The sequence below is a fragment of the Tatumella sp. JGM91 genome (assembly GCF_018257575.1).
GTDB lineage: Bacteria > Pseudomonadota > Gammaproteobacteria > Enterobacterales > Enterobacteriaceae > Tatumella > Tatumella punctata.
Genome location: NZ_JAERJP010000005.1, coordinates 19614 through 42313, shown reverse-complemented (window position 1 = coordinate 42313; position 22700 = coordinate 19614). Strand labels below are relative to the sequence as shown.

Here is a 22700-nt window from a genome sequence, read left to right as displayed (position 1 = left end):
ACTTTCAGCCGGCTAATTCCCCGGCCTGGCGGCTGATAATAATGACAGCGGGCGGCATACTGCCCGCTGTTTATTCATACTCTGTCAGTATAAAACCGTAATGCAGATTTTATGCCGGTTACTTCCGGAATAATATCCGGTGATATAACTGCCTTTATTCCTGAGCAATAGGAGTATCGCTGACAATGATCTTATCATTTCCCTGAATCTGCTTAACCCGTTTTTCGGTCTGCTGTACTGCCTTCGCATCTTTCAGTAATGAATAAGTCAATGTAAAATCAGTACTTTCACCAGCAGCCAGCTGTTTTACCCGGCCCTGCTGTTTCTCAATAGTCACCGGATAGGCATAATTTGTTCCGGGCTCAATACCGGTCACGTAGCCCTGTTTCAGGGTGTCAGTATTTTTCCACATGGTCAGCAGCGGAAGCTGGCGAGTATCAAATTCAATAGAAACCCCTTTATCGCCTTTACTATTGATCAGCGCCGCCAGTGTTTTTCCATTATCATCGGCTTTGGGGACCAGATTAAATACCATTTCATCAAAGTCGCGGGTCGGAGCAGCGTACTGATCCCAGTCTGCCATACCTTTTTTCGCATAATCGTTAAACGGTGAGACCGATTTCAGCGGCGCAATAAAGCGGGCATTTTTCTCCAGAATCGGCTGGCCGAAATTACTGTGATAAATAATTTCATAATCATGAGGATAATCCGCATTATTGGTCAGCACATCATGAATCGTAAAATGGTCTGATCCCGGAATATAACGCAGCTCGGTCTGGGTATCCAGTCTGGCCTTTTTAAAGGTATGCTCTTTCAGCAGGCCACGGATCCGGATTTCATGGGGAGCTTTGTCATCAACAATAACTTCCACCTTCGACGCCGGGGTATTGCCGGCCTTACCGTGCAGGGTATAGAGCATACCGTCCTGAGTAACCGGGTGGCCTGTCCATTCATAGCCACAACGTACCATCATCTCATTAAATCCTTCCAGCCAGCCTAATCCGTTGCGACTTTCCAGATTAATATAGGCCGGGTTCACAACCTCCCCGACGGGTGAGTCCCAGCCCAAACGGATACCATCACCTTTCGCATAAAGCAGATCCATTCCCCGGCCCGGGCTTAAAGCAATGGTCAGCCCGGGCGAACTGGTAATGGTCAGTACCTTTGACCCTTCCTGTTTACCGCCATGCAGAACTTTTTGCTGAATGCTGAAATCAGTACCCGCCAGTTTCAGCTGCTGGCTGGTTATCTGCCAGTCGCCTTTTTCTGTATTACTTTCTGTATCTGTCAGCAGCCAACTCTGCGCCGATGCCTGTCCACAGATACCACCAATAACCATCAATGCCAGGACACTTTTTTTCATTTTTCCACCCTTCCGGCTGAATTGATTTAGCTTCAGAGAGGAAAGATTACAAAGTCACGCACAATAAAAGTGTGACAGTTATCACTGCCAATGGTTTCCGGATGCAGTTATGTGAATTACGCCACAATAAAACATTAAGAATAATTACACTGATAAGCTGCCGGGAGCTATAGCCTGAGGGGCATTGTAAGCCCTCAGGCAGGATGGTCTCTGTTTCAGCCGGGCACCTGAGCCGACGGCTTCAAAAACGTATGTTAAATGATCGCTTCCGGCTTATAGAACTTCAACCAGTTCAAACTCTTCTGCTACAAGTTCCATATCTTCTGAGTAACACCCCATTTCGGTAAAAAATCGTTTATGTTCAGATCTCCAGTACTCAAGGCTCAAATCTCCTTCGCCTTCTTTCCTGGCAAACTCTTCAGTGACGTCAGAAAAACGAACCAGGGATAGAGATGTTATTCGAATCACACAGACAGGCTGATCCTGACCATTGAGAATAATATTACAACTGCCAATTCCAGGAGGAGATATTTCTTTTTTATATGAGGCGAACGAGCCGCAAGAAGCTGTTTTTATTCCATTCTTAACGAGCCCGGCTAGTTGGTCGGCAAGCTCAGCACTGTCTCCTATTGACCATGTTTGTGCTTCCGGGTATTTCGCTTTTAACGCTTCAATCTGGCTCATTATCTGACACCTTATAGAAAGCGATCGGCCAGCCAGCGCCCTCAGGTTTAACCTTCGGTTATCGTCCAAAAACGTTGTAGAACAGCATGATGGACGTCCCATCCGGAACCAGGTAATAGATCGCTTTATGTTAAATGGTTATCTGCACGATACGGTTATAGTCCTAGCTCTGATAGCTCAGGATGATCATCAGGACGCCTGCCAAGAGGCCAGTGAAATTTTCTCTCTGACTCTTTTATTGGCATATCGTTGATACATGCATAGCGGTTAGTCATTAAACCATTATTATCAAATTCCCAATTTTCATTACCATAAGAGCGAAACCAGTTACCCGAATCATCGTGCCATTCGTAGGCATATCGTACGGAAATACGATACTCATTAAATGCCCATAATTCCTTAATAAGTCGGTATTCCCGTTCTTTATTCCATTTTCCGGAAAGGAAACGCCTGGCTTCTTCACGATTACTTACGAACTCTGTCCGGTTTCGCCATTTAGTATTCAATGAATATGCTAAAGACACCTTTTCAGCATCACGACTATTCCATCCATCTTCAGCAAGACGTACTTTCTGAATTGCGGATTCGAGAGTAAATGGCGGTACCGGCGTTCGTTTTTCGTCCACATTATCAGGCAAAATAATGGTCTCCTGTTATCAACCGTCTGTGATCCTACCCACGTAATGTGGACACAGCCCTAAGCGAGGTTTTCGTTTTCAAATTGTTCCGGGCTGAGGCCACCACGGGCACTGTAGCGACACCAGCAATTATAATCACATTCAATATAATTAAATACCACTGCACGCATCTCTTCGTCCCGCTCCGCCGGCTGGCGCTTCAGGCGGGCATTTTCGGCAGCCAGTTCATTCTCCCGTTCGGAAGAGGTTTTCTGCTGCTATATTTTGCTGCGCCAGACATAAAGCTGAGACTCATAAAAACTAAGTTCACGGGCAGCGGCAGCAACGCCGATGCGCTCTGCAAGTTTAAGGGTTTCGCGGTGAAATTCAGGATAATGCTGTTTACGTGGTTGCTTACTTACGGTTACTGATTTAGTCATGTGAGTCACCTCTGTCTGAGAGTTTACTCACTTAATCGCGTGTCCACTAATGAGATCATCTCACGGTCGATACGATCAATTTCAGTTCTGAGCTCTGACATGTTTGTGCACTGAGCGGCTTTTCCCTCGCTACTTTTCTCAATCATGGTAGTCCTGTTGAAATTTAGCTTAACGAGACTGATAAGCTGACACAGAGGCTTCGGTCATTGTGCGCACAATAGGGCGTTATGGTAAATACCGGTTTACTACTTATTGGTTTAATTGTACATTGAGTTGTACAATTGCACCAATAGGAGCATATGACATGAGAGCTATTAGCTACAGTGAAGCGCGGCAGAATCTTTCTGCCACAATGGTTAAGACCGTCGAAGACAGAGCCCCTGTTTTGATTACCCGGCAGAACGGTGAGTCGTGTGTTTTGATGTCACTTGAGGAATACAATTCACTCGAAGAAACTGCTTATTTACTGCGATCCCCAAAAAATGCCCGTCGGCTAATGGATTCAGTCGACAGCCTGAAAAGCGGCAATGGTGTAGAAAGAGGCATCATTGAGTGAAGCTGACGTGGTCTGAAGAGGCGTGGGAAGATTACCTTTACTGGCAAGATACAGATAAAAAAACAGTCAAAAAGATCAATGAACTGATCAAGGATGCCAGTAGAACTCCGTTTGAGGGGAAGGGTAAACCAGAGCCACTAAAGCACCATCTTGCTGGGTTTTGGTCGCGCAGGATAACGTCAGAACATCGATTTGTTTACGCTGTAAGCGATGATTCTCTGTTGATTGCATCCTGCCGCTACCATTATTGACTAATTTTCGAATATCTTTTATTACGTTATTTTTATAGGAGCCGAGACTTCATACGCCAGTATTTGGAACCTGTCGGGGATACTTCCAGATACAAGCCGCCACCGTCAGAGAGTTTGTAACTTTTCTCTTTGGGTTTGGCTGTCTTACAGGTTTGTGCTGAGAGTTTGTCGCGGACGTTTCTATTCATTTTGGGGGCATATTTTACATCGAACCGGAAGTGCCCCGGATTATGCCCCATACATGCACTGGATTTCAATAGATGCAACTGGACGTCAGGATAACGAAAATCCTTTAATAATCATGGTTTGATGGGGTTTTGTAGACTAGGGGAGATGTAGCTGGATGTCGATATGGTGTCCCCTGCAGACGCCTCATTCATCTGTAAGTCCATGATTAAAAATCCAATAAATTAGTAGGTATAAATTTATGCCCGTATTTATACCCACAAACGCTGAAAGAAGTGGGTTTTATCCAACCCCTCTCGCTATATCTTTCACCATAAACGTCACGACCCCAATCACCCGCGTATCATCCAGCGCATCCCCCTCAATGATTCCACCGTCAGTAATGAACCGGCCAGCGCCGACTGTCGCAAACATCTTAGACTGACCGGCCAGATCGAGCAGAACCACTCTCCCCGCTTTTGCCGGTATGCCAGGCTCGACTACAGCGTAGCCCTCGTCGGTCGGGATGATGATTGACGATTCAGTGATGCCCATAACAAGGTTGGGTGTCAGTCGTGCCTCGATGTAGTCGTTTGCGGGGGATGGGAAGGCCATAAGTTGTCCTTAGCTGTTTCCAAGGCCAAATGCCGGAGATGAAGTTACTGGTATTAATAGTTTAGCCTGACTCTGAGAGCTTGGTTGTGATTCTGGAAGAAATGCGAACTGGCTGTCAACATAAGTATTGCTACCTCCGTCACTCGCTGACGGCATTGCCGTCGGAGCTAAACCATTAAAGTAAAGATTATTCTTCGTGAATACCGACAGTTTCTGTGAGTTAGCCACGCTTGCTGTATCCCAGGTCCTTGCATACTCACTCACGTTTGTATAATGAAATATGCTGTTATTTATTTTAGTACCCCATAACGGGTCTGTTGAGTTAATACCGGGGGAGCTGGCATTAACATTTATAATAATTGCTTTAGTGGACTGGGTATCTATGATAGTCATATTTTCTATCATGAAGTTATACACAATACCCTGCGTGGAAATTTTATATTTATCTATCCCGTCATTAAATGATGTGCAGTTTCTTATCGTGTTATTACCATTGCCGAACATTTTTTTGACATACCAGTCATCATCTGTTTCGGAATCAGGCTTGGCGGTGGTCTGTGATGCCCATGTAACGGCCATTACCGACCCGCCACCACATCCCGCTGAATAGCAATCTTCAACAAGGCAATTCCAGCTTCGAACGTCGAAGTCGAAAGGTTGTCTGTCAGTTTTGGATGGCCCTATTCCCACGACAGTGTTGTCATGAACATGTAACTGATGACAGCCCGACCACCAGAACGCCACGGAGTAGGTCATCTGGCCAGCCAGGGTAAGCCCGCTACCCCGGCAATTCCATATTCCAGACGTGTATTCATCCACCCCCTGATATTTGGGGTCCAGATTAGATGAAATACCTGACAGCACGCAGAAATCCATACCAATGCGTGTGAAGCTGCAATTCTTAGCCTGTACCCCTTTCGACTGGCCTGTAAAATCCTGAAGGCCGCCATTGCTTCCACCGCCCATCCCGAGGAGCCAGCACCCGCGAATTAAATTATCAAACCTTGCTCCATCCATGCCCCAGAAGTCACCCACAAGGTTCGTCGTTCCATCCTGTGGATTCTGCTGCATATACATGCAGTAGTCAGTTCCTGAGTCACTCCTGTAGCCGGGGATTGTTCCAGGCGATCCCATGACCAGTGATTTAAACCATACGTTAGCGCTTCTGTCTGTTGATGACAGACCGCAGGGAGCGATTCGTATCAGCTCTGACTTCTGGTCATGAAAAAAACATATATCATCTTCGACAGTTAAATTTCTCACTTTTCTGGTGCAGAATGACTGCTTTGTTGTGCTTTGTCTTGTAATTACAGGCATACCCAAAGAAGGGTCCCCATAAGATGTTATATATGACATATCATTTGTCTGGTTATAGAGAAGCTTACTTGTGTCTTCGAAATTTCCGACAAATACACTTCCGCGCTTAAGGTTTAAAGTCACAGGGTGAGAAACAGAGGATAAAGCAAAAAAATCACTCAGGCTTTGGAATGGTGCGGTAATGGAGCCATTGCCCGCAGCCTTTGAATTACTATCAATGTAATAATTATTCATTAATTAACCCCGTTCACATCAACCCATGAATAAGAAGGAATATCAATCAAAGTACCTTTTCCTCTTGTGGCGGATGAGCCTGATACTGTATAGGAGATTGCATAAACACTAATAGTTAAAGTGGCCCCTGACCCAGACACTTCAACAATCGCCAAATCATTTCCTGACTGGTCTTTCGGTGGGCGCACTTTCCAGCTATTCCATGCCGATGACATCCCGCTGATTTGGTAGGTGCCTGTACCTGTCCGAGTAATTCTTATTGTTTCATCAAATGCGCACCTCACTGTTCCATTACCCGCAGCGACATACCCGTCATAAAGAATGTCGGGGCGGGTGGAGGCCCATGCCGTATCATTAGATACTCTGGCGTGAATATCAGATGCAACAATGGAGCCATCATTAGAACGCCCGGAATTTGCACCATTCCACATCATGGAGTTTGACAACAATATTAATCCGGATGGAATCGTTGTAACTCTTGATGCTGAGTAATTGACGACCATTTTAGAAGAATTTCCGATAAATACCGGAGAAATATATATTCCCGACTGACTACCTGATGTTGGCAGTGTGAGGTACAGAGTTACAGTGCCCGCAGTTGAGTTATAACTAACACCCAAGCCTATAGCATCAAAATACGCACCATTTGAATCAACAGAGCGCAGCATATTATACGGACCATCAAAATAGCTCTCTATAATTCTCGACCAGTCAGCGGCGGTTAATACAGAGATTGTTTTCCCTGAAATCAGTTGCATATTTGCCCGGACCCTGAGGCTGGTTACCGCATATGTTGCTGTTTTCGATGTAGTGAGTAAAAGCTCAATATCACCACCCCACGGGGTTCCGCCTGACACGTCCCAGGTTACAAGTGGCATGTACTGAACTGTTGTTCCTTCATTTCTTGCTATCAGTTTTGGTTCATAGCTTCCGAATGCCGTGCTTCTCGCGTTGTCAGACCAGACAAGCTCCCGGTAAATAGACCCGATTCCTGATGATAATAATGACCCGTCATATCCAGCATCTGATTCCGGCCAGCCGTATTGACCATACTGACGAGGGTTGACAACAAATAATCTTGGAGAGCCATCAGTGTTATAAGAAAATATTACCGAAGGTGAGGTATTATCCGACTCAAGACCGTCTGAAGGTAATCGAAGCACTTTATCCGGGAATTTACCTTGCTGAGTGCCGTAGTTCTCTACCGTTGCGAACATCAGGCCGGAACCTGACTGGAGGCCACCCACACTCGATAAAGTTTTCAGCCTGCCTTTCTCGTCGATCAGCAGAGCGCCTCTGTTTTCTTCACCACCGAACGCTATTCCGGCTGTACCCCAGAGATTTAATGGCGAAGGAAGTATGTCGAACATGCTTCTTTGCAGTCCTATTTCCTGCGGGGTTTTCTTTTCTGTGGGGAATATTTCCTGCCTCAGTGCCGCATCACCCACCGCAACAAAGTTATCTTTGTCTGTTGCCCATGTGGCCACAGTATTACCGGTGGTGGTGTATGGAAGCGTAACTGAGGCTTTAGGCCGATAAAACTCTCCGTTGTACGCGGTTATCTGGTTACGCCGCGTGAAGGTGATAGGACCATCGACATAATCAGCCAACTGTTCGTAGCCAGAGTTGAGCAGGAATTGCTGGAAGCTGGCTTCTTGATCTGATAATGACTCATTGAATTTAGCTTCAATACCAGATGCTGTTAAGTGCCTCCTACCAAATCTGTCCGTGTACGTGAAATTATAAGAGGTGGCCCATTCATCAACCTTCGCACCGGCAAACACTACGTCACGGATATCAGCGCTTGGAACAGGTTTCTGTGTCGGGGTGGGAATTTTGTAATCTGCCATTTTGTCGCCTTTTAAATACGGCAAATCCTCAGAAGTTAATCTGATCGGTGGCCGCAGAAATAATTAATTAATTCTGATAGATATCGGGGGAGTATTCGGTAAGGGTCAGCGTCTGAGTATCATCACCATTAGGCTTAGCGCTATCTACACGCCACAGCGTTGCGTTCAGATCGGAATCAGAAGCAATAAAATATCTGGATGGTGACTGGATATATCTGCCATCGTAAATATTGAGTACGAACTGATCTGCGCTTGCACTGAATGCCTTTGGGTTTTCTTCAACTGGCAGGCACTGCCACCTGCCACGAAATGCCCCGTCACTGTCGGTCATAACAACAAACAACTGATCAGCAGAGAAATCTATCCTCTCAGAGGTATAGAAAGTGTCACCATTCCTGCCCTTCAGGTAGCCGGTCTGCTGTGCGTTATCATACATATCAGGACACTGAACCACTTTTCCCCTGACAACTTGAGTCTGTTCCAGCACCTTAACTGTCATCGTGAGCCTGGAATATAGTATCTTCCTGGCTTCGAGATACGCCCTGTCATATGCCTGAGTTTTGTTCCGACTGCCCGCCAGACTGATTTGGTTGGCATTATTCGTTGCATCACCCACCTCAGTGATTCCACTGTCATCAATCTGAAGGTAGATGTATGTCTTTTTATTGCTGGTCGGGTCCGTGTAGTCCAGCGTCACCCCATCAAATCCGCCAGGCAGAGACATTGTGTAAGCCACTTTGTAATCATCCCAGAACATATTTGAACGCGAGAATACAGTTTCAGGATAAGCAACAGCCTCATCCCGCCAGAACGTCAGCGTATCGCCGATCCAGTTCATCGATACCCTGGCTACATCACAGATTGTCTGAAGTCTTTCACCCAGCGGCTGAGCTGCATCTGAGAATGTGTAATCGAAATAGCCAAGTTGAGGGTCTGACAGGCTGTTAAATATTTCGTACAGTGTCGCAATATCAAGCCTGCTCGCATCCTGATTACCCGTCACAACCCATTCATGCAGAACAGCATCTGCGAATGACCGGGATGGCCTGAGCGTGTAGTCAATTCCTCCGGATGTCGTCCAGCTGATAACCATGCGCTCTGCCAGGCAGTTATATTTCCTGTCCTGTGTCGTGGTCGGTGTCTCAGTCTGCTGTACGGTGACTTTCACCAGCGTATCATCAGGATAGACAACATTAGTGCGCATAGTGACGGCATGAGCCGCAGAGATATACAGCACAGAATCTGACTGCGAGTTATTGGTACGGTAGAGGCTGAATGCATAGCGTCCCACACCTGCGGTAGGCGTTATCTTCTCAGTGACATAGATATAGTCCTGATCACTTCCTGAGTTGTGTACAGGAACATCCATACTTTCCTGCGTTCCGGCAATCTGGTTATTGTCATCATCCACCTGCCACCAGGTAATTTTAGCCGGTGCATCGTAACCGCCGCCCAGGTTGGCATAGAGGTGAATCCATAACTGCTGGGACTCAAGAGCCGCGAAGAACGGCCCTATCGTCGTGCCGACATACTCGGTAACTACCAGCTTTGTCAGATTCACTGTTGTATCGGACGGCAAAGAGAGGTAGTCAGAGCCGGATAGATTACTGAACCAGAAGTTGTAATACTGGTCAGGATTAATCAGCGCCCCGTCATCTGTAATGGTTGACTGGAATAATGTTCCCTGTACGCTCACATCTTTCGTTACCGAGCCGCTCGCCGTGTTATAGGTGACATTAACAATGACAGTGACATATACCGGCTTGGCCGAGTCATACAACGAATCGAATCCGGTTTCTTTGTTGATTCTGGCGTAGAACTGACCACCGCTGAATGTACCCTCAAGCAGAGTATCAGTAGTGCCCTGCTGCTTAATCTCCGAATCATCTTCATTCAGACCTGGCAACTCCTGCCCGTCCACATCATCGAATGAATAACCCTGAGCCATGTCACCGATTACGTCACCAGGGTTATAAATCTGGTAGCTGGCACCGGCCAGAGCTGTCAGAGATGATTCAGAATATCGCACAGAAGATATATCGTAATACCCGTAACCCACCTCCATCCACTCAGTGACGTACTTTTTGTTGTCGATATATTCAAATATCGACTCCTGAATCAGGTCAGGATATGCCCTCACCTGCCCGTAAATGTTGGGCCTTCCTTTGTATAACCTCGCCCGGTTGGTCTGTTGCGTCAGGTCATTGTTGGATGATTCACCTGTTGATACCGAAGGAATACCAGTTTTAGCCGAAAGGCCAAACAGTTTCATTACACCGGAAAGGACTTTAGTTACAGGCCGGAGCACGCTGGTGATAACTTTACCAACGCCGCCTTCAGGCTGGTCAAACACGCCGATCACATCATCTCTGGCAGGCACGTAATTGAGGTCAAAATCATCCTCAAGCGTCCGGCCATTCATCCTTATGACAACATTGCTGTGCAGGTTCTGCTGGTTAAGCCAGTCAACCAGGCGGGCGTTATTACTTATTTCTCCGCGCTCAAATGGCGACCCCGGTAGCCGCTGCAGTTCATATCTCGCCATATTTCAGATACTCCACCCTTTGATACACCTTCGTTAATGACAGCGGACTATCTATCCTGACAAAGCCCTGTTCACCCATGGAGTGAAGACACTTACCCGGTGAAATCATCACTCCGACATGAGATGGTTGCTTGCCGCGATAGAACACAGCCAGACAGCCTTGAACCGGTGTGCTCACCTCCTGCCAGTGTGTCCGCTCCTGCGTGTAACAAGTAACGAAATCAGACTCTGACTCGTAGCCCGGAATGTGATGCAATTCTTTATTCAGAACATGCCGGTAATAGAGAACAACAAGGCCCCAGCAATCCATCTGACTGAAACTACAGGCGCGGTTAGCCCACGGCCTGCCAATGACACGCCGTATAAATTCATCATTTGTCATAGGTTCAGAAGTCCGGGGTAGTCTTTGGTGGTGTAGATAATTGGGTTAGCAAGTGACAGCGGATTTGTCAGGCTTGCGGTGATGGTCACGTTATTGGCATCGAGTGACACATCTTTCACGTAAAGTGAATAGCTGTTTAGCGCCACTGAATCACCGATGCTATCCCACAGGCTGTAATTGCAGGAAATCGCCGTCATTCTCTGCGAACCCCGCCATGATTTAAGGGTGTTCCTGACATTTTCTGCACCGGCAACAAAGGTGATAGTCATGGATATTGTCGCTGTACCATCCTGTGCAGGCTCGGTAACGCTGAACCTTGCCGGGGCGTAACTATCGCCACCAAACTCTGCAGGTGAAAACAGGTTATTCACTGTCCGGTAATATCCAAATGATGGATGGTAAAAAGTGACAGTCTCTTTTAAATCGGATGCCGGCCGCCGCTCCTTCCATTCTTTCAGTGTCGTCATTACGCCTCCGGTAAAATTACTGTCACCAGCGGATCAAGCCAGTTCTCATAACCAGGCGGCGCCTCAACAATCCAGTCATCATAAGCACTGGTATCGTCATTCAGGCCATTACAGATAACCGTCGCAGTCCAGGTGACAGTGATACCATCCTTGCTGGTCTGAACCGGCATTCCGGTAAAGTGCAGGGTCTGAACCTGAGGCCCCTGGCTATCTCCAAGATCTATTGCCATTTCAAACCAGTTGCGGCCACTGTCACAGTACGTTGGTGAACGCAGCCACGACTTAAATATCTGCGCCTGCTGAAGCGTGAATATCCATGTCAGTGACCAGGTGGCTTTCAGGTCTGTAGTTATTGGGGTGAAAATTGCAGGGCCTATTGCTGGTTGAGTTGTTCTGAAGCCAGTATCCTGCGTCATGTTCTGGCTGGCACGTTGGGGTAACGGCAGCCTGTCGGGGTATTGAACGGTTGCCATTAATAATCTCCAGTTGCTTTACGTGACAGGCCAAATGTGGACTGCAACGTATTTGAGTAGGAACCGCCCTTTTCAGCATCTGATATAAGGAATTCCAGTATATAACTGCCATTATCCTGAGTCGCCCCAACATACTGAGGCGAAGCGTTTGATGCCTGGTTGTTGATGACCACCTGTACATTTAGACCGCTATTGCTTTCGGTTATATCCTTGTTACTCAGGACGCTACCATTATCTCCGGGTATCATGTACTGGCTCCCATTGCTGGCTTTATAGATTTCAGGCAGGCCGGATTCACCAACCTGATACATCCCTCCGGCAGAAACCGGACCGCCATTCTTACGCTTTCCAGTCAATGCCAGAATTCCCGCCATGGCACCCAGCCCTATAGCTACTGCACCGCCCCATGATGCAATTGATGACATAATGGCGGCAGGTTCCCATGCTGCAGTTGTGGCGACTGCTGCGGTGGTGCTTGCTGTGGTCTGGGTTGCAATCCCAGCGACTTGAGCTGTCGTAGTGGCCGCTATCGCTGACTGCTGAGCTGTTGCGCCCATAATCGCCGACTTAACCCATTGCATACCCATATCAACAAACGTCTGGATGACATCGTTAATTACCGTATTGCCGATATTCTGAAGTGCCGATGAGAGACTTTCAGAGCCGGTAACGACACCTGTTATGGCGCTACTTGCTGATTGACCGAAACCATCCACAGCAGCGCCAAGCGCTGCATAACCCTGTGATTGCTGTGTGAACAATTGCCACTGCGCGGCTGAGCGTTGCTGCTCATACTGGGTATTTTCAGCATTCATCAGCGCAAGGCCTTGCTGTTCAGTTAATACCTTCTGCTGCGTGAACTGCTGTATCAGGGCGAGCTTCTGTGCGTTTTCATTGGCAAGTTGCTGCACTGGGTCAACCTGAGCAGCCATAGTCTGCTGAGGGGTTACAACGTTCTGGCTGTTAATTTTATCCAGGTTAGCCATATGCTCTGCGGCCAGCTTTTCAGATGCCTGCTGATACTGCTGCTGACTGATAATCAGATTGCCCTGAGAATCTTTCTGTCCTTTCAGTAATTCAAGTTGAGCGGACTTGTTCTGATAATCATCATTTTCTGCCACTTCTGGTATCAGATTTCTGGCTTTGAGGGCTGCCGCCTGCTGCCAGATGGCTTCAGCGTATTTAGCAGCCTCTTCCCGCTGTGCAGCAGTGGCATTCTTCCCGAGAGACATTTCAGCGCGTAGCTTAGCCTGCTCCAGTGTCAGGTTTTGGGATGACACGGCGTTGAGGTCAGATTGCTGGCGAAGCTGCTCAAGTTTCTGAGTTACAGATTCTTCAGCTTTTGCCTGCTGATTGGCTGCTGCTGATCCTTTGTTTCGCTCATTGTTCAATTCCTTCTGTGCCTGCTGGGCGTTATAGGTAGCTACAGCGTTTGACATAATTTCTTTGGCCTGACCGCTATCAGGATTTAACTGCAAGTCCTGTACTTTGTACTTAGCTTGCAGTTTCGCTCTTTCAACACCCGTTGCTTTGGCTAAAGCTAATTCTCTTTCTGAACTTGTAACCGCCTGTTCTTGGGACTTAGTCAGTGTATCGTTAGCCGCCTTGGCTCTTTCCAGGTTTATTTCTGCCTGCGCGGCTGCTATGCCAAGCTTCGATACATTTACTGTTAAATCACCGAAAGCACTGGTAACTCCAGGTGTTGAACTATTCATCTGCTGCAACCATAGCGCCAGGCTTTGTAATTGTTCTGGGGATTTACTTTCTGCCACATCGTTAAGACGCTTAGTCAGTTCAAACGCCTGCTGAGTTGACAGTCCAAACTTGCTTGCCACAGTATCCACTGTATTCGCCAATAAGCTCAGCGCAGGGCTAACGCCACCTAGCGTTTGAGGTACCTGCTTAACAGCATCATTGTAATTAGATGTGGTTATATTTAGGTCTGACAGAACCTTACCTAATCCGCTTACGGATGGGATTGCCCCAGTAAATACACCACTCAGCTGATCGCCGATTGACAGAGCGTCACTTGATATACTCTGAATAGAGTCAGGGATTTTACTAAGTGCCTGATTGTATTCAATGATCGCCTGAGTTTTTAGAATCTGACCAAACTTAGCATTTGTACTGGCAAGTAAGGCATATTTGTCTGAAAGTGCAGCCACACCGCTCTGAGACACAGTGATGATACCGTCCAGAGCACTTGCAGCATCACCTAAGGTCTTTATGGTATCTGTAGCATTCCCCATACTTTTGACAAGCGTACCAACAATGACAGAACCCAGCGCAATCAACGCACCCACAACGGCACCTTGCGGACCAAATGCGCCAGCTAACTGAGAGCCCTGCTGGCTGAAAGCTACGATAGCCGACTGACCGCCCTGCACCTGGACAATGAAGTCCTGCACCTGGTAACCGGCCTGTTGCATGCTGTTTTTCCAGTTAACATGGCTTTTAGCTCCTGATTCGGTGCCGTTCTTCATGTCATAAAGCTGGCCGGTGAGTTCACCGATTTTTTCTTTTTCTGTATCAGTCGCGCCTGCACCCGCCCGGAGTTGTGCGGCCAGAATAGCGGCACTTCTTGCGCCGTTCTCCTGAGCCTCGTCGAGAATGGCGATCTGATTACCCAGGCCTTCGATGATTGATTCTGCCCGGCTAAATTCATTACTGGCTGTACTTGTGCTGGTTCCGGCCCCGCGCATTGCCTCTGCAATTGAATTGGCCGCACCAATGAGAGAGTTCATAGCACCATTCATTTGTGCCAGTGTCATACTCGCCGCCGCTGATGAGGCATTGGCCTGTTGAATAGCCTGAGCCATAGCACTAACTGTCGTGTTCAGCGTCTGCATTGAGCCATCAACTGATTTTGTGGATGCGGCGATCTGGTTTAATGACGAGGAAGCAGACTTGGTGTTTTTCCCCATACTATCCAGGCTTTTACCGGTTGATTGCGCCGATGACGCCATATTATCCAGTGTCGAATCAACCTGCCTGGCACTCGTAAGTAGTTTCGCAGTATCGATGTCTACATCAAAATGGATTGCACCTGCACTCTGACTGTCTGCCATTTAATTTTCTCCGGGCATAAAAAAACCCCGCCGGAGCGAGGTTTATTCGATAAGTTATGTTTAATTTAACAGACCAGACTTCGTTTCTGTTTTGGAATTAACCAGGGTGTAATTACTAACCACATCACCCTTGAAGAGAATAATTAGCTGTTTCATATCTGTGGTAGCACCATTATCAAACAACCCATAAAACGGGATAAAGGTTTTCCCAGAAATTTTCACATCAGCAAGCATATACTGCCACTGTTCTGAACCATCGCTAGTAAAGGTAACGCCAGTAGGATCGCCGAAGTAAGACTTAACTTCGTTTTTTGTTGTAACACCCTTGACTATCTTCTGCTGAATACTGACTTGTGTTTCATTTTGGATCGATTTATTTCCACTAGTCGCACAACCAGATAACGTCAACGCAATAATAAACGAGGCAATAATCTTCTTCACATCCCTATCCCCATTGGTAAAGTTAAGACCAATCCTAAAGCCAAACTTATGCAAAGGGAAGCAAGGAGAGGCATGGCGACATGAAAGAAAAAAGCCACCCGGAGGTGGCTTTATTCGGCAGGGTATAATCCTATGTCTTCGATGCTACATTCACCTCGACATAGTGAGTGGAATTTTCGGGAATCTATACCCGCTTGCTTAGCCATGGATTTTATCAAATCCCTTGAGAATGGCGCGTGATGCTTATCCACTGTAACAACATGCTTCGTGCTCTCGGTCTTCCTTATCCATTGCTCGTGAGATGTTCCGGTTTTAACCTTCATCTCAAAGCCAAGAATCTGAAGGCCCTTTACAACCTCAGTGTACTTTAGGGGGCTAAGCTTCCTGCCAAACATTCAAAGACCTCACGCATGAACTTTGCAAGGTTCGCTAAACAATGCCAGATTGGATTGTTTTTTGAACATCATTCTGAATGCGATGAGCCAGTACTTCACCCATAAGGTGAAGGGAGCTTTGCGGTTAAGCATCTGTTTGGCATACTCAGGCTCAGAGAAAACCTCCTCGAGATAATCGTGAACCTGCGACTCCAACTTATCAGTGGCTTCCTGCATTGAATCTGCCTGTGCTGCTAAAGACAAATCAAGGCAGACGGCAACAAAGACACCATCCTGTCGATAAGCCATGCAACGTAGGGTTTTCATTATAAAATCTCCGAAATTACCTGTCTGGTAATATACGACCCCAAAATCAATTGAGCGCTATGTTTGACTCATGAGTCAAACTGATTTCATCTTAGTGCCATTACCATTTTTGGGCAAGTGCCTGGTTGTACATTTACGAACCACCGCGAACCACAATGGCACAAAATGAGCCACACCATGTTACCCCTTCAGCCGCTTCTCTTTCATAGCAAAGTAATCATCAACCACCTTGTCATATTCTTCGCGGGTGAAGCCTTTTTGCTCTGGGTATTTGGCGTTCAGTAACAGGATAAACTCAGTCATTGTCAGACTTTCGGCTTCACTGCGGGCCATACCAAAATGATTTCTGGCAGCGTTAATGTATTCAACCGCCCGGAACTCTTTAACCGTTGATTTGGACTCATGCCGCTGTAACTGCCTGACCTTCGCTCTGCCGATGATGCCGTGAACAATCAGCTCAGAGGCAATCACTATCAGGTCATTAGCATCGAGCAGCCCTTTTCGCCAGACGAATGAACGCTTGCCTGTTCGTGACGGGACTATCTCGCCGGTCAGTGCCGCGGCATCCATATCACAACATGCATCCATGACAGCCACGGCGGCCACAAATGCCGCTTTACCCTCTGCAGAATTATTCAGATATCTCACAAACCATTCAGGCAGGCTGCGGAACACCGACAAAGCTCTGGCTATTAACTGACTCAGGTTGTCATTGTGCAGCGCGTAGAACGTCGAAACTATATCCTCCGGAGTGCCGATTTTAGTCATGTTAGAGAATGACGGTCGGAAAAAGTAATCCGTATCACCCACAGATATAACGCACTCCCCGATTTCCTTAATTGGTGTCATTGGTCAGCCTCATAATCAATATCAAGGGCAGTCGAAACCACCCTTTGGATTGGTTACGCTGCTGTAATTGTGATTGTGCAGGTAGCGGTTTTCGCACCGTCGGCAGTTGTAGAGGTGATAGTTGCAGTACCGGCTTTAACACCCGTAACCAGGCCACTGCCGCTTACGGTTGCTACCGTCGCATCAGAAGTTGACCAGGTTACTGCCTGATTGGTTGCATCAGTCGGTGCAACAGAGGCTGTCAGCTGGCGGGTTGCCCCAACAGCGATACTTGCAGTGGTCGGTGCCACAGTGACACCAGTAACGGCTACAGTATCATCAATGTCATCAATCGACACAGTCGATCCATCAGCAACTTTGAATTCTGTCGAGAATGTCACAATGTCATCGGTACCGCCATCATTACTCAGTGCAGTAATGACCATGTAGGCCTGAATCATGATCTGACCGAAGTACATCCGGACCCACAGTGTCGGCTGGCGGGCGGCATTCACTTCATTGACGTAATACTTAATGAATTTGTACACGCCGTACTGGTCGGATTTATCGTTAACCCGGACTTCACCTTCAAATGACAATGTCAGGTCATTCGAGGTGACAACGTTCTCTACCCAGCCTTTGGTATCATCGGCTGATGAGTTGGTGGTATTAGGGTTCATGTCGAAGGTTTTTGATGTGCCGGCCGCCAGGAGCATAAACTCCGATTCAGCAGGGATTGTGTCAGCGCAACCGTCAGCCACTTCAAGAATGACGGCACGGCCAAACAGCTTGGTATTATCAGTGGTACAATGAGCCATTTCTTAGCCTCTTTTGAGCATAAAAAAAGGCCGCCAAATAGCGACCTGTTCGGTTTTGTTCGGGTTATTCCCCATAGGTGCAGACAAACTGCAATCGCCACACAAGGCGGCCTTCTGTTGTCTGTACCGGTGAAGGAATACCACCCATGTTTGTTATCTGGCCCACACAGGAATCAGATAGCGGGTTTTGCTGGATATAGTCGATGATGGCCTGAACATCGGTTTCTGATTTGGCATAGTCGCCGGTGTTCTTACCGGTAATCACATCAACCATCACGTAATATTCAGCACCAAAATCACGGTCAATATTGCTGCCACCGTTTGGCCGGACCACAATGAACCTGTCGGTTAGTTTTCCGGAATCAGCCCATACCAGCGACTGGATGGTATATCCGGTAGTGAATCCGGCATCAACCAACAGGTTACGGACCCGTTTATGCATTGGGGGATTCATCGGGACATTTCCTTATGCACAACGGCAGCGACTGTTTCTTCTGTCCTCTCTGCCCCAACGGTTAAGAACCGGGGCTCCCCGTTGGTGTCCCAATAGTTTCCATCCCCTGACGATCTTGGCCTTCCTTTTAGTTTTCCAGGCGCGTTATGGACATAAACAGCGTAATTGGCAGAATATCCGACCCTCCCAGTAACCAATGTTCCGTTAACCATTACCTCCCTGAACTGGGAGTTAATGAGAGTAGAGGTCTCTACTGGGGTTATTGTCGCAGCCTCTAATCCGATAACATCCAGTGCAGCCATAGCAGCCCTTGGTGCCCTTCTGCCCTGAATATCATTAACCAGTGCATCAAGCCCCTTTTTTGATGCTTGTATGCCTCTTACCTTAATCCCCATATCAGACCCCCGTCAGAATGGCATAATCATCAGCAAGCCGGTCGAAAGTATCTGCATACCGGATGACCTGCATTACCTCATCGGCACCTGCGGCCACCGGATCAGACTCCGCAGACTGACCTATCAGGATGTAATCACCCTTGGATGCAGTGGCAAACTCTGACCAGAACGTGTTTTTAACGACCTGTTCCGTGCCAATGTCGCCAATCTTCGCGGACAACCCGCCCTGATAGTCGGCCATGATGATTTCAGGTGCGGAGAACCCCAGATAATCACCATATTCATCAAGCCCGAGATTACGCCAGATGGTACACGGGGCCGTGTATGACCAGTTTGACGCCTCGCTCATTCCCGCCACCTCACCACCTTTGCACCGGTTTCAGCAATCTTCCGGCAGAACAGGAACCAGTCTCCGACTGATTTCAGATAGGCCGTGGTTTTCCTGCCGGTGTCGGTTTCAACCCATACCCGCTCAAGCGGTTTTGGTAACCGGTCAGCGATATCATTCCAAATCATCAGCATCCCCCGACAACATCAAAGAATCCCACCTGGTTGCTGCTGAGTGGCAGGCCAGATAAACAGCCATTGGTATCCCACGCCCTGATTTGTTTCAACAGGTAATCAGTGCCGGCAGCATCATAAGTGAAAGACCGTGAAGCACCGGAAGGTGCAGATTGTGATGATATTTTACGGGCACCAGACAGGGCCGCGAGACGCAACACGGCGTAGATAAGCAGCAGTTTTTGCAGACTGTCTGAATATCCGGCCCCGTCCATACAGGCAGAGGATGCACTGACCTGTTCAAGCAACAGAGTCAGAACTGCATCCGGTACCGTGAAGCCCAATTCAGCCATCATCGGTTTTACGTCATCAAGCGTGATTTGGGCTGCCATGATTATTTACCTTTGGTTGCTTCGGCCAGCGCTGCTTCTGCGGTGTCAGCGCGGGTCTTTTCGGCTTCAAGTGCAGCAGCATGCTCAGTCTCTTTTGCTGCAGCGGCATCGGTCAGTTCACTAACCTGAGCCAGCGCAGCATCAAGTTTGGCCTGAATGGCTGAAGAGTCTGTTACGGTTGAGTTCGCCGGTGAAACAGTGGTCACCAGCTTGTCGCCTTTCTTCTCCGTCGATTTCTCAGCCTTGCCTGCCGCAATCCACTTATCGGCCAGTGAGTCATCAACATCATAGGTTTTGCCAGCTTCCAGTTTACGGAGGCTGGCACCGGCAAAGAGATTTGAAGCCAGAATCTTTACGAGTGCCATGATTTATCCTTAGCTGTGAGCGTAGACGACAGAGAAGTGACCCTGAATATCGGTTTTCACCATCAGGCCAGCAGCACCCCAGGTGCGCCAGACATAATCACTGTTATAGAACGGACGCGGGTCAGCAACGGTACCGAATGCCTGGCCGACGATCGGCGCGATAACACCGGACTGTAACGGGACAATCAGCAACTGGTTGCCGGTAAGCTGAGCATCAACTTTAATCGCAGCAATACCGGACAGTTTCAGCAGCTCTTCGTACAGTGTTGGTGCTGCATAATTGTCACTGAAATACTGCTCCAAGTTGGACATGATGTCCTGAGACACATACCAGGTCTGATTGCCGTATTGCAGGTTGGTTACGCGAACTACATCGCGCAATGCGATTGCCTGAGCACGGATGGCTTTCGGATCGGTGGCAGTTGCCAGGTTGGTAGTCAGCGTGACCTGAGCAACACGTTCATCGGCTTTCAGGCCCTTCCACGTTTTACCGTCGAACTGAACGTAGTTGCCTTCACTGTCACGGAAGCCATTGAAGATGTAATCCACAAAGGTCCGGCGAATCTGAGCCGTGGATTCTGCCTGAGCATCAGAAATCACATCGAATGCATCAGGGTTGTTCAGCCGGCCATCACGCCAGTTGAACTTAAAGCCGGTATCATGCACCGGGACCATGGTGCCATCGTAGGTGTACGCAGTGGCATCCAGCGCAGCACCAATCTGGCCGGACATTGAGGTATGCCCCCACATTTTACCGCCAGACTTCGCGTATTCGTACACGGTGGCATTAATGCGTACGGAGCGTGACAGCGGCGTCAGGTCATTCAGGAGTGTGAACTCGTCCTGATTGGTGAACTGTGCCAGCACGGTCTGATCGAACGTTTTATACAGATCGGCCGGAGAGCGTACGGCATTGATACCGTTCAGCTCTGAGGCAATATTCACGCGATTGGCAATTTCTTCCATCACGTTCACGCCCTGATGGTTCATTGCGGCGTGTCGCTCCTGGTTCAGTTGCGCGAACTGATAGCTGTTAACAGCCAGGTTATTGGTCTTTTCGCCAATAGACTTCGAGAATACAAACATTCAGTTATCCTTATTTGAATACTACGCGAACCAGATCACCCGCCACTGCTGTCAGCGCGGTATCTTCTTCGACATAAGCGAAAACAGTGTCAGCGGCCACTGCCGGAGTATCACCATCTGCAGGAGTTCCAGCGGAGGCTGCTTTAATCTGGCCATTAGCCACTGCGACAGCCTGACCTTTGGTGTACGTACCGGCCGCTGCAGGAATATTCAGGAACATGCCTGACTGCGGCTGAATAGCCACGACAAAGTCACCTGCAGCAATGGTGTCATCGACCGTTTTGCAGCGCAGGTAATCGAAGTTGGCAACGTACAAAATTGCCGATTCTTCACCCGCCACTGATGCAGTAAATTTACCGGCATCGAAATAACCAACAGTGCCAGGTTGTGTTGCGGCGGCTGCCGCACCTCCGCGGTGAAGCAGCGGATTAGCGAAAATGCCGCCAGCGTGAATTACGTGTTTACCGTCTTTAGCCATTTGTCATTACTCCGGCATTTCTGAGATTGATTTGGTGTCGGTTGAGTGGTTGAAAGCACCGATCAGGCCGTGTGAAGTGGCACATTGTGCGTACAGCTCTTTCAGTGGCTCACCGTCCAGCGCATTGACCGCAACGTCCGTCATGCCGAATTTGGCCTTAACCGCTGTGCGCATGGTGGTTTTTTCTGATTCCTGGCCGGCATTAACCTGAATGGTCAGAGATTCAACTTTTTCGGTCAGCGACTTAGCCCAGGCGGGAACTTCTTCGGTATTGGTCGCAGTACCCGTGGCTTTATCAGCTGCTGCTTTGTCGTCAGCCTCCTTCTTCAGACGGACCGCCTTTTCTTCCGGCGTTTCCTCCTTTTTGGCAGCATCATCGGTCATGGCCTTGTTGTACGCGTCCATCAGTTCAGCATCCGATTTACCTTCGGTTTCGATGCCTTTTGCTTTCAGCGCGTTGGTGATGAGTTCTTTCATCGGGTCGTTTCCTTCATCGGATTGTTTGCTGTTGGCGCTGAAAAACGCCTTTAGCTGGTTGAAAAATGATTTAACGGGGTCGTTTGGATCGGGAATGTCGGCATCTGACAGGTTCACAACTTCGATTTCCTGCTCGGTGCCGTCTGAGTTAACGAAGATTCCGACACCCTCTGCAGGAGTACCGGCACCAGGTTCATCGAGAAGCACGGCCACATGGTCAAAGTCCATGTTTGTCGCAATCTCGTTGTACTTTTTGCCCTTGGATTCGCCGTTGGCAGCGATTCCGGAGTACATCAGGCCGGTTGATATATGCACCGGCTCAGTATTTTTACCGGCAGCCATATCGTCCAGGCGTTCAAGCAGACGCTTGCCATGCTCAGAACCTTCGGCATAGCGGCGGTCAACGTACATATCGCCGGTTACCTTGCCGCCTGAGTGGTTCACGTTCTGCAGCCAGGCTCCGACATGGAACTGATTAACGGCCTGTACATCACGCGCTGAAATGTGCTTACCGTCGATTTTGGGATGACCGAGCGGCATCGGGTTTCGTTCGAGCGTTTTATAGCCCTTGCTTATTTCTGCTGCCGGGTACAACTTCCGGTTCATCACAATATCATCAACAACTGGCGTGATGCCGCGCACGATGATGTGATCGCGTCCGTTGATGGTTTCAGTTGAGATATTTGAAGCGGAGTTAATGACCGACAGCACGTTTACGCAGTTGCGTGACATGCTGA

General features: G+C 48.2%; 27 protein-coding genes and 2 pseudogenes. 2 read left to right on the top strand and 27 right to left on the bottom strand.

Annotated elements, in window-relative coordinates:
- Positions 1-154 precede the first annotated feature (154 nt).
- The 4 genes and pseudogenes from JK198_RS04895 to JK198_RS04875 form a co-directional block, all read right to left on the bottom strand.
- Entirely contained in the window at positions 155-1363 is a 1209-nt protein-coding gene (locus tag JK198_RS04895; protein WP_212709974.1) for an aldose 1-epimerase family protein, read from the bottom strand.
- A gap of 273 nt (positions 1364-1636) precedes the next feature.
- Positions 1637-2047 carry an ASCH domain-containing protein gene (locus JK198_RS04890; protein WP_212709546.1) on the bottom strand — a complete coding sequence of 137 codons (411 nt, stop codon included), beginning with the start codon at positions 2045-2047 and terminating at the stop codon, positions 1637-1639.
- A 155-nt stretch (positions 2048-2202) separates the two neighbouring features.
- Complete coding sequence (locus JK198_RS04885; RefSeq protein ID WP_212710021.1) at positions 2203-2673, bottom strand: nuclear transport factor 2 family protein; 471 nt, start codon at positions 2671-2673, stop codon at positions 2203-2205.
- A gap of 179 nt (positions 2674-2852) precedes the next feature.
- Positions 2853-3104: pseudogene (locus JK198_RS04875) on the bottom strand (transposase); the annotation flags it as partial.
- Positions 3105-3408: 304 nt separating this feature from the next.
- Here JK198_RS04875 and yefM point away from each other — a divergent pair.
- Both yefM and JK198_RS04865 read left to right on the top strand, forming a co-directional pair.
- On the top strand, positions 3409-3660 hold the full coding sequence (yefM, locus tag JK198_RS04870) for a YoeB-YefM toxin-antitoxin system antitoxin YefM (RefSeq protein WP_212709547.1): 252 nt from the start codon (positions 3409-3411) through the stop codon (positions 3658-3660).
- Positions 3657-3911, top strand: coding sequence for a Txe/YoeB family addiction module toxin (locus JK198_RS04865; RefSeq protein ID WP_212709548.1), 255 nt, complete (start codon positions 3657-3659; stop codon positions 3909-3911). The genes yefM and JK198_RS04865 overlap by 4 nt, the downstream gene beginning before the upstream one ends.
- A gap of 41 nt (positions 3912-3952) precedes the next feature.
- On the opposite strand, the pseudogene JK198_RS16775 reads toward JK198_RS04865, so the two are convergent.
- The 23 genes and pseudogenes from JK198_RS16775 to JK198_RS04755 all read right to left on the bottom strand — a co-directional run.
- Positions 3953-4099, bottom strand: a pseudogene (locus tag JK198_RS16775) (Arm DNA-binding domain-containing protein); the annotation flags it as partial.
- Positions 4100-4379: 280 nt separating this feature from the next.
- Complete coding sequence (locus JK198_RS04860; RefSeq protein ID WP_212709975.1) at positions 4380-4691, bottom strand: hypothetical protein; 312 nt, start codon at positions 4689-4691, stop codon at positions 4380-4382.
- A 9-nt stretch (positions 4692-4700) separates the two neighbouring features.
- Positions 4701-6242 (bottom strand): hypothetical protein, encoded by a 1542-nt coding sequence (locus tag JK198_RS04855; RefSeq protein ID WP_212709976.1) that lies wholly within the window; start codon positions 6240-6242, stop codon positions 4701-4703.
- Complete coding sequence (locus JK198_RS04850; protein ID WP_212709977.1) at positions 6242-8092, bottom strand: hypothetical protein; 1851 nt, start codon at positions 8090-8092, stop codon at positions 6242-6244. The genes JK198_RS04855 and JK198_RS04850 overlap by 1 nt, the downstream gene beginning before the upstream one ends.
- 67 nt (positions 8093-8159) lie before the next feature.
- Positions 8160-10637 carry a host specificity factor TipJ family phage tail protein gene (locus JK198_RS04845; protein ID WP_212709978.1) on the bottom strand — a complete coding sequence of 826 codons (2478 nt, stop codon included), beginning with the start codon at positions 10635-10637 and terminating at the stop codon, positions 8160-8162.
- Positions 10624-11019: an NlpC/P60 family protein gene (locus JK198_RS04840; RefSeq protein WP_212709979.1), complete on the bottom strand. Its 396-nt coding sequence runs from the start codon at positions 11017-11019 to the stop codon at positions 10624-10626. The genes JK198_RS04845 and JK198_RS04840 overlap by 14 nt, the downstream gene beginning before the upstream one ends.
- Complete coding sequence (locus tag JK198_RS04835) at positions 11016-11486, bottom strand: hypothetical protein (protein ID WP_212709980.1); 471 nt, start codon at positions 11484-11486, stop codon at positions 11016-11018. The genes JK198_RS04840 and JK198_RS04835 overlap by 4 nt, the downstream gene beginning before the upstream one ends.
- A complete protein-coding gene (locus JK198_RS04830) occupies positions 11486-11959 on the bottom strand; it encodes a hypothetical protein (RefSeq protein WP_212709981.1) in 474 nt (157 codons plus the stop codon). Before JK198_RS04830 ends, JK198_RS04835 begins: the two co-directional genes overlap by 1 nt.
- Positions 11959-15027, bottom strand: coding sequence for a tail protein (tape measure) (locus JK198_RS04825; protein ID WP_212709982.1), 3069 nt, complete (start codon positions 15025-15027; stop codon positions 11959-11961). The genes JK198_RS04830 and JK198_RS04825 overlap by 1 nt, the downstream gene beginning before the upstream one ends.
- Before the next feature lie 60 nt (positions 15028-15087).
- Positions 15088-15468, bottom strand: a complete 381-nt coding sequence (locus JK198_RS04820; protein ID WP_349290178.1) for a hypothetical protein — start codon at positions 15466-15468, stop codon at positions 15088-15090.
- Positions 15469-15578: 110 nt separating this feature from the next.
- Complete coding sequence (locus JK198_RS04815) at positions 15579-15863, bottom strand: type II toxin-antitoxin system HicA family toxin (protein ID WP_212709983.1); 285 nt, start codon at positions 15861-15863, stop codon at positions 15579-15581.
- Positions 15864-15872: 9 nt separating this feature from the next.
- Positions 15873-16169, bottom strand: coding sequence for a DUF1902 domain-containing protein (locus JK198_RS04810; RefSeq protein ID WP_212709984.1), 297 nt, complete (start codon positions 16167-16169; stop codon positions 15873-15875).
- A gap of 180 nt (positions 16170-16349) precedes the next feature.
- A complete protein-coding gene (locus tag JK198_RS04805) occupies positions 16350-17018 on the bottom strand; it encodes a DUF6246 family protein (RefSeq protein WP_212709985.1) in 669 nt (222 codons plus the stop codon).
- 53 nt (positions 17019-17071) lie between these two features.
- The gene (locus JK198_RS04800; RefSeq protein WP_212709986.1) at positions 17072-17815 is read right to left on the bottom strand and encodes a phage tail protein; all 744 of its coding nucleotides are present in this window, start codon (positions 17813-17815) and stop codon (positions 17072-17074) included.
- Between the two features lie 64 nt (positions 17816-17879).
- Positions 17880-18269, bottom strand: a complete 390-nt coding sequence (locus JK198_RS04795; protein ID WP_212709987.1) for a hypothetical protein — start codon at positions 18267-18269, stop codon at positions 17880-17882.
- Positions 18266-18664, bottom strand: coding sequence for an HK97 gp10 family phage protein (locus JK198_RS04790; RefSeq protein ID WP_212709988.1), 399 nt, complete (start codon positions 18662-18664; stop codon positions 18266-18268). Before JK198_RS04790 ends, JK198_RS04795 begins: the two co-directional genes overlap by 4 nt.
- 1 nt (position 18665) lies before the next feature.
- The gene (locus tag JK198_RS04785; RefSeq protein ID WP_212709989.1) at positions 18666-19013 is read right to left on the bottom strand and encodes a hypothetical protein; all 348 of its coding nucleotides are present in this window, start codon (positions 19011-19013) and stop codon (positions 18666-18668) included.
- Positions 19010-19180: a hypothetical protein gene (locus tag JK198_RS04780; RefSeq protein ID WP_212709990.1), complete on the bottom strand. Its 171-nt coding sequence runs from the start codon at positions 19178-19180 to the stop codon at positions 19010-19012. Before JK198_RS04780 ends, JK198_RS04785 begins: the two co-directional genes overlap by 4 nt.
- Entirely contained in the window at positions 19180-19557 is a 378-nt protein-coding gene (locus JK198_RS04775; protein WP_212709991.1) for a hypothetical protein, read from the bottom strand. Before JK198_RS04775 ends, JK198_RS04780 begins: the two co-directional genes overlap by 1 nt.
- A gap of 2 nt (positions 19558-19559) precedes the next feature.
- The gene (locus JK198_RS04770; protein WP_212709992.1) at positions 19560-19922 is read right to left on the bottom strand and encodes a hypothetical protein; all 363 of its coding nucleotides are present in this window, start codon (positions 19920-19922) and stop codon (positions 19560-19562) included.
- A 9-nt stretch (positions 19923-19931) separates the two neighbouring features.
- Positions 19932-21008 carry a major capsid protein gene (locus tag JK198_RS04765; RefSeq protein ID WP_212709993.1) on the bottom strand — a complete coding sequence of 359 codons (1077 nt, stop codon included), beginning with the start codon at positions 21006-21008 and terminating at the stop codon, positions 19932-19934.
- A gap of 10 nt (positions 21009-21018) precedes the next feature.
- Entirely contained in the window at positions 21019-21486 is a 468-nt protein-coding gene (locus JK198_RS04760) for a hypothetical protein (RefSeq protein WP_212709994.1), read from the bottom strand.
- A gap of 6 nt (positions 21487-21492) precedes the next feature.
- Positions 21493-22695: a DUF2213 domain-containing protein gene (locus JK198_RS04755; protein WP_212709995.1), complete on the bottom strand. Its 1203-nt coding sequence runs from the start codon at positions 22693-22695 to the stop codon at positions 21493-21495.
- Positions 22696-22700 lie beyond the last annotated feature (5 nt).